The organism is Rhodococcus sp. IEGM 27 (assembly GCF_033142305.1).
Lineage (GTDB): Bacteria > Actinomycetota > Actinomycetes > Mycobacteriales > Mycobacteriaceae > Rhodococcus_F > Rhodococcus_F oxybenzonivorans.
This window is the reverse complement of the sequence record NZ_JAWLSG010000002.1, coordinates 751,675-764,399: the sequence shown is the minus strand read 5'-3', so window position 1 is coordinate 764,399 and position 12,725 is coordinate 751,675. Positions and strand designations below refer to the sequence as shown.

At 66.3% G+C, this 12,725-nt stretch carries 10 protein-coding genes; 2 read left to right on the top strand and 8 right to left on the bottom strand.

Annotated features, from left to right (window positions below; genetic code table 11):
• Positions 1-21 precede the first annotated feature (21 nt).
• Positions 22-831 (top strand): hypothetical protein, encoded by an 810-nt coding sequence (locus tag R4P95_RS09960; protein ID WP_213572002.1) that lies wholly within the window; start codon positions 22-24, stop codon positions 829-831.
• Here the strand turns inward: R4P95_RS09960 and R4P95_RS09955 are convergent.
• From R4P95_RS09955 to R4P95_RS09920, 8 genes are all read right to left on the bottom strand, one after another.
• Positions 797-1,882: a ferrochelatase gene (locus R4P95_RS09955; protein ID WP_213572001.1), complete on the bottom strand. Its 1,086-nt coding sequence runs from the start codon at positions 1,880-1,882 to the stop codon at positions 797-799. The two genes, R4P95_RS09960 and R4P95_RS09955, sit on opposite strands and share 35 nt — an antisense overlap.
• A gap of 48 nt (positions 1,883-1,930) precedes the next feature.
• Positions 1,931-2,728: an NADH-dependent enoyl-ACP reductase InhA gene (inhA, locus tag R4P95_RS09950; RefSeq protein WP_213572000.1), complete on the bottom strand. Its 798-nt coding sequence runs from the start codon at positions 2,726-2,728 to the stop codon at positions 1,931-1,933.
• A gap of 45 nt (positions 2,729-2,773) precedes the next feature.
• A complete protein-coding gene (gene fabG1 / locus R4P95_RS09945) occupies positions 2,774-3,523 on the bottom strand; it encodes a 3-oxoacyl-ACP reductase FabG1 (protein ID WP_317756800.1) in 750 nt (249 codons plus the stop codon).
• A 57-nt stretch (positions 3,524-3,580) separates the two neighbouring features.
• A complete protein-coding gene (locus tag R4P95_RS09940) occupies positions 3,581-4,561 on the bottom strand; it encodes a VWA domain-containing protein (RefSeq protein WP_159922606.1) in 981 nt (326 codons plus the stop codon).
• Positions 4,558-5,532: a DUF58 domain-containing protein gene (locus R4P95_RS09935; protein WP_317744989.1), complete on the bottom strand. Its 975-nt coding sequence runs from the start codon at positions 5,530-5,532 to the stop codon at positions 4,558-4,560. The genes R4P95_RS09940 and R4P95_RS09935 overlap by 4 nt, the downstream gene beginning before the upstream one ends.
• The gene (locus tag R4P95_RS09930) at positions 5,529-6,773 is read right to left on the bottom strand and encodes an AAA family ATPase (RefSeq protein ID WP_397517635.1); all 1,245 of its coding nucleotides are present in this window, start codon (positions 6,771-6,773) and stop codon (positions 5,529-5,531) included. The genes R4P95_RS09935 and R4P95_RS09930 overlap by 4 nt, the downstream gene beginning before the upstream one ends.
• 129 nt (positions 6,774-6,902) lie before the next feature.
• The gene (locus tag R4P95_RS09925; protein ID WP_249354652.1) at positions 6,903-8,423 is read right to left on the bottom strand and encodes an NlpC/P60 family protein; all 1,521 of its coding nucleotides are present in this window, start codon (positions 8,421-8,423) and stop codon (positions 6,903-6,905) included.
• A gap of 409 nt (positions 8,424-8,832) precedes the next feature.
• Complete coding sequence (locus R4P95_RS09920) at positions 8,833-9,438, bottom strand: DUF6676 family protein (protein ID WP_213571999.1); 606 nt, start codon at positions 9,436-9,438, stop codon at positions 8,833-8,835.
• 305 nt (positions 9,439-9,743) lie between these two features.
• On the opposite strand from R4P95_RS09920, the gene acnA reads away from it, so the two are divergent.
• Entirely contained in the window at positions 9,744-12,548 is a 2,805-nt protein-coding gene (acnA, locus tag R4P95_RS09915; protein WP_213571998.1) for an aconitate hydratase AcnA, read from the top strand.
• Positions 12,549-12,725 lie beyond the last annotated feature (177 nt).

Genomic DNA, 12,725 nt, shown 5'->3' with positions numbered 1-12,725 from the left:
GCCGACATATGCTCGTTTATCGTGACTTCACCCAGCGCCACTCTCACCGTGTGGGCCAGTTCCTGGCTCGCCGGGAACAGTGCACCCGACGACGTCATCGACGCACTGCATGCATGGGCGCCGATGCATCTGGTCTGCGCGGGTGACCATGTGACGGCCGGACGCACCGGGCTGCCCTGGCCCGACCCGCAGGACCGAGGTGCCGCGGCGTTGTTGCAGACGATCCGCCGCGCCGTCTCCGAGCCGGACACCGAGATCCGACTCGTTCTACCCGGCCCGGGCGACGTGCGCGGCATCCCCGCAGGAACCACCTTCGCGGCCGCAGCGGTCAGTGCCGGCGAAGGCATCCTCATCGGGCCCCAGGGCCGTCCCGGAACGGGTCTGGTACCCCACGTGGAAGGACCCGACGTGCTGCGCTGGACCGTCTCCTGCCTCGAACAGCTCCCCGTCGACGCTCATCACACCGGTCTCGGCGAGGCCGAATTCACCATGCGGGAAACGGTGCGCGACGCCGCCGCAGCGCTCGAAACCCTGCACATGCTCGATTCCGGCTTCGGCGCCGACCCGCGCGCCCTCATCGCGGATGCGCTGGCCGAGTCGGCGCTGCACCGGTACCCGGCCACCATCCCGGCGCGCGCCCTCCGAATCCTGGACTCCGCGGATCAGGTGGCCGCCATCCTCACCGTCGCCGAGCAGATGGCGCCCGCCCGGACCGTCACCGCATCGGCCGCAGCCTCCCTCGAGGACCTGCTTCGCCCACTGCGTTCCGCCGTGCGTTCAGCCCGCACCGCCGCAATCAATGCGTGTGCGCGGGACGCCCGGCCGGCCTGACCACGGCCTTGCAGCAGTCGACAGCACAGGACCTGCCGTCGGAAGTGGAACCGAGGAGCGGTTCGGTACCGAGTCGCCGGGCCGGTCTACCGTCGAGGTGCTCGCCCATCAGTTCCAGCACGAGTGCGGCGAAACGAGGATCCGTACCCGGAGTGGCCGCGCGCACGAAGTCGATACCCACGTCGGCCGCCTTTTCGCGGGCCTCCGTGTCGAGGTCCCACACGACCTCGAGATGGTCCGACACGAAACCCACGGGGCAATTGATGACCGAACGCACTCCCTGGGCCGCCAGAGCCTCGAGGTGATCACAGATATCCGGCTCGAGCCACGGCACCTGGGGCGGGCCCGACCGGGACTGCCACACCAGGTCGAAGTCGCCGAAGCCGGCAGCGTTCGCGATCAGCCGTGCCGCCTCGGCCACCTGCCTGCTGTACAGATTGCCGCCCTCGTCGGGAGGGCCGGCGTTGGCATCCGCGGCGACAGGTACCGAATGCGCCGTGAAAACCAGACGGGCGCCGGCGCGGGTCTCGGCCGGAAGCTGCGTGGTCGCCTCCCGCACCGCATCGGCGAACGCGTCGATCAGGAGGGGATGGTCGTAGTACTGGCGCAGCTTCACCAAGTGAGGTGCCGCATCCCCGAAGGCGGCACGCGCCCGTGCGATGTCCTCGTGATACTGACGGCAACCCGAATACCCGCCCCACGCCGACGTGGGAAACACCAAGGCCGACCGGACACCGTCCGCGGCCATCTGCGCCACCGTGTCCTCGACCATCGGGTGCCAGTTGCGGTTCCCGAAATAGACGGGCAGATCGACACCGGCTTCGGACAGCGCCGCCTCGACCCGGGCGATGATGTCGCGATTGAGCGCGTTGATCGGCGACACACCGCCGAAGTGAAGATAGTGCTCGGCCACCGCGTCGAGCCGCTCCGGCGGCACTCCCCTTCCCCGGGTCACATTCTCGAGGAAGGGGCGCACGTCCTCAGGCTTTTCGGGACCGCCGAACGACAACACGAGAAGGGCATCGAACTCTGTTTCCCGTTTCTGGACCATGGTGCCAATCCTGCGCGCTGCCGTCGGTGATCCTTACTGCGGGTCCTGCTATCCGGCCATCGCGTGGGCGCCACCGTCGACGTAGATGATCGACGCCGTGGTGCCGGGCAGCCAGTCGGACAGGACGGTGCACACGGTCTTCGCGACCGGCTCCGGATCGTCGACGTTCCAGCCGATCGGCGCCCGGTCGGACCAGGCGGTGTTCAGCTTGTTCATCTCTTCGGCCGGTCCGGTGGCGCTGCCGGCGATCGCCTTGGCGGCGAGCGTCTTGATGGGTCCTGCGGCGACCAGGTTGGAGCGAATCCCGCGCTCGCCCACCTCCTTGGCCACATAGCGGTTGACCGACTCGAGCGTCGCCTTCGCCACACCCATCCAGTTGTAGAACGGCACGGCCCGCGCCGGGTCGAAATCCATACCGACGATCGACGCGCCGTCGTTCAGCACCGGAAGCAGCGCCTTGGCCACCGACGCGTACGAGTAGGCGGACACCTCGAAAGCGACCCCGACGTCCGACCACGGTGCATCGAAGAACGGGCTGCCCAGGCAGGACCGCGGCGCAAAGGCGATGGAGTGCACCACACCGTCGATACCCTCCGGGGCGAGTTCGCGAACCCGATCGGCGAGCGACTCGAGGTGAGCGGTGTCCTGCACGTTCAGTTCGACGGCCGGCGGCACCGGCTGCGGCAGGCGCTGCGCGATCCGGTCGATCAACCGGAGACGGTCGAACCCGGTGATGATCACCTTCGCGCCCTGCTCCTGCGCCACCTTCGCCACGTGAAAGGCGATGGACGCGTCGGTGATGATGCCGGTGACGAGAATGGTCTTACCTTCGAGCAATCCGCCCATGAGGTGTCCTCCTGTAGGAAAAGTCCGGGAAGTGAAGTGGGTGGGTCAGTGACCCATGCCCAGGCCGCCGTCGACGGGGATGACCGCGCCGGACACGTAGGCCGAATCGTCGGACGCCAGGAAGCTGACCACCGCGGCCACGTCCTCCGGCTGGCCGACGCGCTGCAACGGGATGGCCTGCACGGCCATGTCCCGGTACTTGTCCTCCATCGCTGCCGTCATGTCGGTGTCGATGAACCCAGGGGCGACCACGTTCGCGGTGATCGATCGAGAACCCAACTCGCGGGTGAGGGACCGCGCGATGCCGACCACACCGGCCTTGGAGGCCGCATAGTTCACCTGGCCGCGTCCGCCCGCGAGACCGACGACGGAACCCAGGAACACGAAACGGCCCCAACGGGCCCGCAGCATCGACCGGGTAGCCCGCTTGGCGACCCGGAACGCACCGGTGAGGTTGGCGTCCACGACGCTCGTGAACTGCTCCTCCGACATCCGCATGATGAGGGTGTCGTCGGTGATCCCCGCGTTCGCGACCAGTACCTCTACCGGACCCTGATGCTCTTCCACTTCCTTGAAGGCGCGGTCGATCGACTCGGCGTCGGTGACGTCGCACTGAACGGCGAAGAGCCCGTCGGGCGCACCCGAACCGCGGTGCGTGACGGCGACCTTGTGGCCGTCCGCCGCGAGACGCTGAGCGACGGCGAGACCGATCCCGCGGTTACCGCCGGTGACCAGCACCGAGCGAGGAGAGGACACCGTCCTTACCGACGAGTCAGTAGATTCTGGGTTAGACATGGGGAACAACCTATCTGTTCGAAATCGCTGGAAGAAAACGCCGGTCCGAACGGAACGTCAAGGCAGGCGTTGACGCAGAACAAGTGCAAGGATCAGCCCGGCGGTCGCCGACAGGACCCCGAGCACCAGCCAGGGCCGGCTGGCATCGCCACGGGTGGTCTCGAATCCGATCTGTTCCTCGAGGGTGTCGTAGACGTCACGCAACTCCTCGAGGCTGGACGCGGTGAAGAAGCTTCCGCCGGACAGGGAAGCAATTTCCCGCAGAGATGGGTCGTCGACCGGCACCGGAATCCGCTCGTCCTCGATCTCGACCTTGCCGTAGCTGGTCCCGAAGGAGATGGTCGAAATCGGTACGTCCTTCTCCTTGGCCTGGCGCGCCGCAGTGAAACCGCCACGGGGATCGTCCGGATTCTCGGGCACCGTCTGTTTACCGTCCGACAGCAACACTATGCGGGCCGGCGGGGCCTGATCGCTGCCGCCGAGCACCGCTGCCAACGTCTCGATCGATTGCAGCGACGTGAAGATCGCCTCCCCCGTCGCGGTGCGCTCACTCAACTGCAGATTGTCGATGGCAACCTTCGTCGCTTCCCGATTGGTCGTCGGCGAGACGAGCACCGACGCCGTACCCGCGAAGGCGACGAGACCCAGGTTGATGCCCGGGGTCAGGCCGTCGGCGAACGACTTCGCCGCATCCTGGGCGGCGGCCAACCGGGTCGGTTCCACATCGGTTGCCTTCATCGAGAGCGAGACGTCGATGACGAGAATCACGGTGGCCCGGTTACGCGGAACCCGCTTGTCCTCGGTGGGTCCGGCGAGCGCGACGCTGAAGAACACCAGCGCCAGCACCATCAGCAACGCCGGAACGTGGCGAATGCGGCCCGGTCTGGACGGCGCCACCTTCTCGAGCAACGCGAAGTTCGTGAACCGCAGGGTGTGCTTGTGCCGTTGCCGCTGCACCCACACATACCCGGCCACCAACGCAGCCACGACGAGGAGGAAGAGCAGCCACCACGGCGAGGTGAATTGAGAAAGGCTCACCGGCGAGCCCTCTGCGTCGTCGCAGTTCCGAAACTGTGCTTACGCGCCGAAACGAACCGGACGACGTCCGCGATCCAGTCCCGGTCCGTCCGCAGACTGAGCACCGGTGCGCCGCAACGTCGCAACGATTGCTGCACCTGCAGGCGATGTTCTTCCGCGGCCCGCGCGAAATCCGCGCGGAGCTGCGGTGTGATCGAGAATTCGCGGGTCCGTCCGGACTCCGGATCGTGCAGCACTACATCCCCTATGTCGGGTAGTTCCAGATCTCGCGGATCGAGCACCTCCACGCCGAGGACGTCATGGCGACCCGAGATTGCCCGCAGTGACCGTTCCCAGTCGATCGGCCCCAGAAAGTCGCTGACGACGACTGCGAGGCCCCGGCGCCGCTGAGGCCGGCGCAGCGACTCCACCGCGCTCTGCAAGTCACCCCGGACACCGTCCGGGGCGTGCGGGGTGGTCGCGATCTGCCGCAGCATGGCCTGGGCGTGAATGCGGCCACCGCGCGCAGGGATACGGGTGGTCTGTGCGCCGGTGGCCACGATGGCACCGACCCGGTTGCCCCCACCACTGGTCAAGTGGGTGACAGCAGCCGCAGCTGCCACGACGAGGTCCCGTTTCTCGCAACCGGCCGTGCCGAAGTCGAGGCTCGAGGACAGGTCGATCACCATCCACGTCTCGAGTTCGCGGTCGGCCACCGACTGGCGAACATGCGGATGCGTGGTCCGCGCGGTGACCGACCAGTCCATCTGGCGGACGTCGTCGCCGGGCTGGTATTCGCGGGCATCACCCGGTTCGGAGCCCGGCCCGGGAATCAGACCGAGATGATCCCCGTGCAGAACCCCGTCGAGGCGTCGACGAACGGTGAGCTCCAAGGTTCGCAGCGCAGCAGACAGTTTCGGGTCGCGCAGCTCGCCGGAACGAAAGGACGGCGGTGGGCCGGCGCTCTGCGCACCGGCAGTACGCGCACTCACCGTGGCTGGCTCATTGCCGTCGGTCCGGGCACAGACGCAACCGGACCTGGTCCGGGATGCCCGGCCGGAGCGACCTGCGCAGTGGGCTGAGCGGCGATCTGCGGGAGCCCCACGGTCTGCAGAACCCGTGAGATGACGTCGTCCGGGGACACCTCGTCGGCCAGGGCGTCGTAGGACAGAACGAGGCGGTGACGCAGCACGTCCGGAATGACCTCCAGAACGTCCTGCGGCACGACGTAGTCACGCCCCCGCAGAAGTGCCAGTGCCCGCGCCGACGAGATGATGCCGAGAGTGGCACGCGGCGAAGCTCCGTACGCGATCCAGCCGTCGACATCGGCGAGGCCGAACTGTGCCGGGGTACGGGTGGCCGCGATCACCCGCACGACATAGTCGACGAGCGCATGATGCACGAACACACCACTGGCAACCTTCTGCAGACGGACCAATTCCTCGGGATCGAGGACCTGTTGCGGCTCCGGCGCCGCGACACCCATGCGGTAGACGATTTCGCGCTCCTCCTCCACCGAGGGGTAGTCGACGAGAATCTTGAACAGGAACCGGTCGCGCTGCGCCTCCGGCAGCGGATAGACGCCCTCGTTCTCGATCGGGTTCTGGGTGGCCATCACCAGGAAGGGGTCCGGCATGTGGTACCGCTTGCCACCGATCGAAACGTGCCGCTCCGCCATGACCTCGAGAAGGGCCGACTGCACCTTCGCGGGCGCCCGGTTGATCTCGTCGGCGAGTACGAAATTGGCGACGACCGGACCGAGTTCGGTGTCGAATTCCTCCCGGCCCTGCCGGTAGATGCGCGTACCGATGAGGTCGGTGGGCACGAGGTCGGGCGTGAACTGGACGCGCGAGAAGGAACCGCCGACCACCTTCGCGAACGTCTCGACGGCGAGCGTCTTCGCGACGCCCGGCACACCTTCGAGGAGCACATGCCCCTTGGCGAGCAGACCGACGAGGATCCGTTCCACCAAGCGGTCCTGACCCACGATCACCCGCTTGACCTCGTAGATCGCGCGTTCCAACGTCTGAACGTCCGCGGCGAGGCTGGGCGCGACGGCGTTTGTCGCAGTCTTCGGGGCGGCGTTCTGCACGGATGCACTCGCCGCGCCGGGAGCGGTCTGAGGGCCCGACCCGTTGGCCGTGCCACCATTCTTCACTCCGTCCGGCGACGCCTTCGCGAGCGTCTCCTTCCGGGCTGCGCCCTCCGATACCGCATCATCACGTGAGGTCACCAAGAATCCACCGCTTTCACCTAGATCGTTCCGCCCGTTCACGTACTTGCTCAACTATTCCAGGTGCAAGCAACCCCCGCCGCAACCAAGCACGATCCGCACTGCGAACTACTTCGTCGACACCATGGCTTACGAGACCATACGCACAGCGTAGGGGGTCATGCCATCCCACCGCACGGGCGAAATCCGGACGGTGGATCCGGACTGCGGAGCCTCGAGCATTTCGTTGTCACCGAGGTACAGGGCGACGTGCTGACTGGCGTTGGGGCCGTAGAAGATCATGTCGCCGCGCTGCATCTCCTCCGAGGGCACCTGTTCACCGGCCGTGTACTGGTACCCCGTGTAGTGCGGCAATGAAATCCCGATGCCCGCGAAGGCGTAGATCATCAGACCCGAGCAGTCGAAACCCACCTTGTTGAAATCGCCGTAACTGTCGGCGACACCCCCGTCGCGAATGCCTTTGGTCGGCCCGTTCTCGTCGCCGCCGCCCCACGCGTACTCGACACCGATCTGGGAAAGCCCCCGGTCGATCACCGTCTCGATCGCGGCGCTGCCGGTAAGGCCGGAGCCACTGTTCGACGACTCGCTGTCGGACTCGTCAGTCGTGGTCTCTTCGTCGTACTCGCCGGTCGACGTCTCGTCATCGGCGGAGTAGTCCTCGCCCTCCTCGGTCGAGTCCTCCTCGATGGCGGTGTGCGCCCGCTGACCGGCAGAGAGGGCCGCTGCGCGTTCGCGCGCCGCTTCGTTGGCCGCCACCCGCGCTGCGGCCTGCGCGGCCGCCTCACGGGCCGCCGCGGCGACAGCTGCCCTCTGAGCTTCCTCGGCCCGCCGCTGCTCGTCCCACGCCGCGTAGGCCTCACGCTGGCCTTGCAGTCCTGCGACGCTGCCGCGAGCTGCTTCCAACTGGGCCTGCGCGGATGCTCGTTCGCTTTCGATCTGCGCCTTCTTGGCTGCCTGATCTTGCAAGGCCGCCCGGGCGATGGCGATGGCCTGCTCGGCAAGTGACTTCTTCGCCTCGGCCTGCTCGGCTGCGACATCCGCCTGCTGCTTCGCCTCGCGGGCCGAGGAGTCCCTGTTCGCCTGCTCCGTCCGCGCCCGCTGCAGTCCTTCGAGTACCGCGTTCTGGCTCGCCGCCAGAAGCTTCAACACCTGTGCACGGTCCAGGACGTCGCCGGGTCCCTTCGCTCCGAGATAGGTCGAGATCGACGAGACGTTGGTGCCCTGGGTGTAGCTCGACCGGGCGTACTTGTCGAAGTCCTTCTGGGCGAGCTCGATCTGCGCGCCCGCGTCGCGCAGTGCCTGCTGTGACGCCCCGACGACCCGCGCCGCAAGGTCGGCGGCACCACGCGCGTTCTGTAGATCCACCAGAGCGCGATTGACGTCTTCCCGTTTGATCGCCACCTCGTTGTCGAGCTGGGCGAGTTGCTGGTCGGCAGAAGCCACCCGGTTGATGAGATCGCTCACCTGCCCGACGCCCGCGGCTACTCGGGCGCCGGCCTGAGCGAGGTCGGAATCGGACGGATTGGGCGGCGGAGGGGGAACCGCGGCCGCCAAGCCCGGAGTGCTTCCCACCAGCGCCGCGACGATGCCCAGCCCGATGATGAGGCGTACAGCTCGATGTCGCCTGCGGGAGAAGCCACGGTGCCCCAGTCCACCTCGTGCTTGTCGCTTCACAACTCTCTCCCTCGGTTCTGCACCGAACACGCAACCGCGCTCCACGCGAAGTGGCGCGCCGCGCCGTGCTCGTTGGGGGGAAGGAGATCCGGCAAGCCACATCGTTTCCGTGACTCGGACGACACCGATCGACACGAAAATTGCCGTCACCAATGACGTCAATGCACCGCCTGCGACACTTCTTCCCCAAGAGCGCCAAATGCACCGTACGACACTTGCGGACTCTATGGAAACTTTAGTCACAAATAACACATGGGTAATTTGACCAGCGGAAATGTGGAAAGAACACGATCGGGGGCTGCTGTCGGCCATCGGTGCAGGCAGAGACGATCGAGGCCGAAGCGGATCGAATGCGCCGCCGCGAAGAGGTGAATCTATGCGTCGGTCACGGTTTCGGATGCTCGACAGGTGCGGACGTCGACGCGGCGGCGCCACTTCCGTCCCGCGGCGCCGAGTCCGGGGAGACGCGCCGGCGTGACTTCGCATAGAACGTCGCTGCCGCGGCGACAGCGACAACGGCCACGATCAGTGCCGTCATCAGCGCCCACGGGGGTCCCGGCGCGACGATCTCGTCCACGAACTGATCGGCCGCCACCACCGGGTCGCTGGTATAGGTGCGGTCCTGGCCCGATTCGAGCAAGACCCGGCTGATCGAGTCGCTGTACGTTCCGACCCAGCTAGGACTCAGAACGAGAACGGTGCCGCCTTCTTCCTGACCGACCTCGGTCGCGAGGTCGCGTAGTTGCGAGACGCGTTCCGGATCCGCGTCCAGAACCACGATGCTCAGCTCGATGCCGTGATCGGCGGCACGATCGACAACAGTGACGAGGTCGCTCACTTCGTCGGCCGGCGCCGAGACACCGTCGTCGGACACATCGGTGACCACGTCCGCCACATCGAGGTCTTCCGGAAGATCCGCCGACAACGGCAGAGCCGTCGGGGCGGGAAGTGCGGCACTGGAGGGAAGCACGGTGGCGATTGGGGCAGACATCTCTCATCCGGGTTTGCTGTAGGAACGTGGAGCCTCGCGTGAACACTACGTGAGGACAGGGCGATGTTTCGTTCCATCCGGCTGCACGGCTCGGCGGTGTCTGCTGAGATCGGGAGGTGACGGGAGCTTTCCCGCCCCGAATTCTCACAGGACAAGCGTACTGTTAGACTATCGGAGGTACCGCGGTATCAGCCGAGTCCGTTCATCGCTAGCACCACAGCGCGCCCGGATCAGCCTGCCCGCAGTGCCTCCAGCCGTCGACACAGCCCCGTCGGCGGCGACCCTCATAGACGAGTGGAGCTGACGTGAGCACGAGTATTGATTCGTTCGGCGCCAAAGGCACCCTCGAGGTCGGTGAGAACTCCTACGAGATCTTCCGCCTCTCGGCCGTGCCCGGTACCGAAAAACTTCCCTATGCACTGAAGGTTCTCGCCGAGAACCTGCTTCGTACCGAGGACGGCGCGAACATCACCGCCGACCACATCCGCGCCATCGCGAGCTGGGACCCGTCGGCTGAGCCGAACGTCGAGATCCAGTTCACGCCTGCCCGCGTGATCATGCAGGACTTCACCGGCGTTCCCTGCATCGTGGACCTCGCCACCATGCGCGAAGCGGTCACCGCACTCGGCGGCGACCCCGACAAGGTGAACCCCCTTGCGCCCGCCGAGATGGTCATCGACCACTCGGTCATCATCGACGTCGCAGGCCGCGCCGACGCCTTCGAGCGCAACGTCGACATCGAATACCAGCGCAACGGTGAGCGCTACCAGTTCCTGCGCTGGGGTCAGGGCGCATTCGACGACTTCAAGGTCGTCCCCCCGGGAACGGGCATCGTCCACCAGGTCAACATCGAGCACCTGGCACGCACCGTCATGGTTCGGAACGGCCAGGCGTACCCCGACACCTGCGTCGGCACCGACTCGCACACCACCATGGTCAACGGCCTGGGCGTGCTGGGCTGGGGCGTCGGCGGCATCGAGGCCGAGGCGGCCATGCTGGGCCAGCCCGTGTCCATGCTGATCCCGCGCGTCGTCGGCTTCAAGCTGACCGGTGAGATCAAGCCGGGCGTCACCGCCACCGACGTGGTTCTCACTGTCACCGACATGCTGCGCAAGCACGGCGTCGTCGGCAAGTTCGTCGAGTTCTACGGCAAGGGTGTGGCCGAGGTTCCCCTCGCCAACCGCGCAACTCTGGGCAACATGAGCCCGGAGTTCGGTTCCACCGCCGCGATCTTCCCGATCGACGCCGAGACCGTCAGCTACCTCCGTCTCACCGGCCGCACCGACGAGCAGCTCGCGCTCGTCGAGGCCTACGCCAAGGAACAGGGCCTGTGGCACGACGCCGACCGTGAGCCCGAGTACTCCGAGTACCTCGAACTCGACCTCGGTGACGTGGTCCCGTCCATCGCCGGCCCGAAGCGCCCGCAGGACCGGATCCTGTTGTCGGAGTCGAAGACTGCGTTCCGCAAGGACATCCACAACTACGTGGAGGAGAACTACCCCACGGGCCACTCACAGCTCGACGAGGCCGTCGAGGAGTCGTTCCCCGCAAGCGACCCCGCCGCCCTGTCGTTTGCCGACGACGGTGCCGTCGACGTGCAATCCGCAGCCAACGGGTCCCAGGGACGTCCGAGCAAGCCGATCAAGGTCGTCTCCGAGGAGAAGGGCGAATTCGTCCTCGACCACGGCGCCGTCGTGATCGCCTCGATCACCTCGTGCACCAACACCTCCAACCCGTCGGTCATGCTCGGTGCGGCACTGCTCGCCCGCAACGCCGTCGAGAAGGGGCTGTCCGCCAAGCCTTGGGTCAAGACGTCCATGGCCCCCGGTTCGCAGGTCGTCACCGACTACTACAACAAGTCGGGCCTGTGGCCGTACCTCGAGAAGCTCGGCTTCTTCCTGGTCGGCTACGGCTGCGCCACCTGCATCGGAAACTCCGGACCGCTCGACGAGCAGATCTCGCAGGCCATCCAGGACAATGACCTCACCGCCACCGCGGTGCTGTCCGGCAACCGCAACTTCGAGGGACGCATCTCCCCCGACGTGAAGATGAACTACCTCGCATCTCCCCCGCTGGTCATCGCCTACGCGCTGGCAGGCACCATGGACTTCGACTTCGAGCACGACGCCCTCGGTCAGGACACCGACGGCAACGACGTGTTCCTGAAGGACATCTGGCCCTCCCCCCAGGAGATCCAGGAGACGATCAACTCCTCGATCAGCCAGGAGATGTACGTCAAGGGTTACGCCGACGTCTTCAAGGGCGACGAGCGCTGGCGTGGTCTGCCCACCCCCGAGGGCAAGACCTTCGAGTGGGCCGAGGATTCCACCTACGTGCGGAAGCCACCGTACTTCGACGGAATGCCGAAGGAGCCCACCCCGGTCAGCGACATCACGGGCGCCCGCGTCCTCGCGCTCCTGGGCGACTCGGTCACCACGGACCACATCTCCCCTGCCGGCAACATCAAGGCGGGAACGCCCGCGTCGCAGTACCTCGACGCGAACGGCATCGACCGTAAGGACTACAACTCCTACGGCTCGCGTCGCGGCAACCACGAGGTTATGATCCGCGGAACGTTCGCGAACATCCGTCTGCGCAACCAGCTCCTCGACGACGTCTCCGGTGGCTACACCCGCGACTTCACCCAGGACGGTGGACCGCAGGCCTTCATCTACGACGCGTCGCAGAACTACCAGGCCGCGGGTATTCCACTCGTCGTCCTGGGCGGCAAGGAGTACGGCTCCGGATCGTCACGTGACTGGGCGGCCAAGGGCACCAGCCTCCTCGGCGTCAAGGCCGTCATCACCGAGTCGTTCGAGCGCATCCACCGCTCCAACCTCATCGGCATGGGCGTCATTCCGCTGCAGTTCCCGGCCGGCGAGTCCGCCGCGTCGCTGAAGCTGAACGGCACCGAGGTCTTCGACATCGAAGGCGTCGAGAAGCTCAACGAGGGTGTCACGCCGAAGACCGTCAAGGTCACGGCAACCCGTGAAAACGGCGAAAAGGTCGTCTTCGACGCTGTCGTTCGTATCGACACCCCCGGTGAGGCCGACTACTACCGCAACGGCGGCATCCTGCAGTACGTGCTCCGCAACATGATCAAGAGCTGAGGCGCACTAGGCGCTCCGCGCCTGTGAGCACTTTCGACCTAGACAGGCACAAAGCGCTCACGACCACCGATAGTCGACCGTCTTGCCGACGGAGTGGTCGTGAGCGCTTTGCGCACGACGTGAGTTACCTCGCCCACGGCCGAAAGTGTTCACAGGCACCCAAACGAAGGAAGGGTG

Excerpts from the sequence above, each read along its gene's own strand:
- R4P95_RS09955 (WP_213572001.1), bottom strand. The coding sequence starts at position 1,882 with ATGGTCCAGAAACGGGAAACAGAGTTCGATGCCCTTCTCGTGTTGTCG.
- inhA (WP_213572000.1), bottom strand. The coding sequence starts at position 2,728 with ATGGGCGGATTGCTCGAAGGTAAGACCATTCTCGTCACCGGCATCATC.
- fabG1 (WP_317756800.1), bottom strand. The coding sequence starts at position 3,523 with ATGTCTAACCCAGAATCTACTGACTCGTCGGTAAGGACGGTGTCCTCT.
- R4P95_RS09920 (WP_213571999.1), bottom strand. The coding sequence starts at position 9,438 with ATGTCTGCCCCAATCGCCACCGTGCTTCCCTCCAGTGCCGCACTTCCC.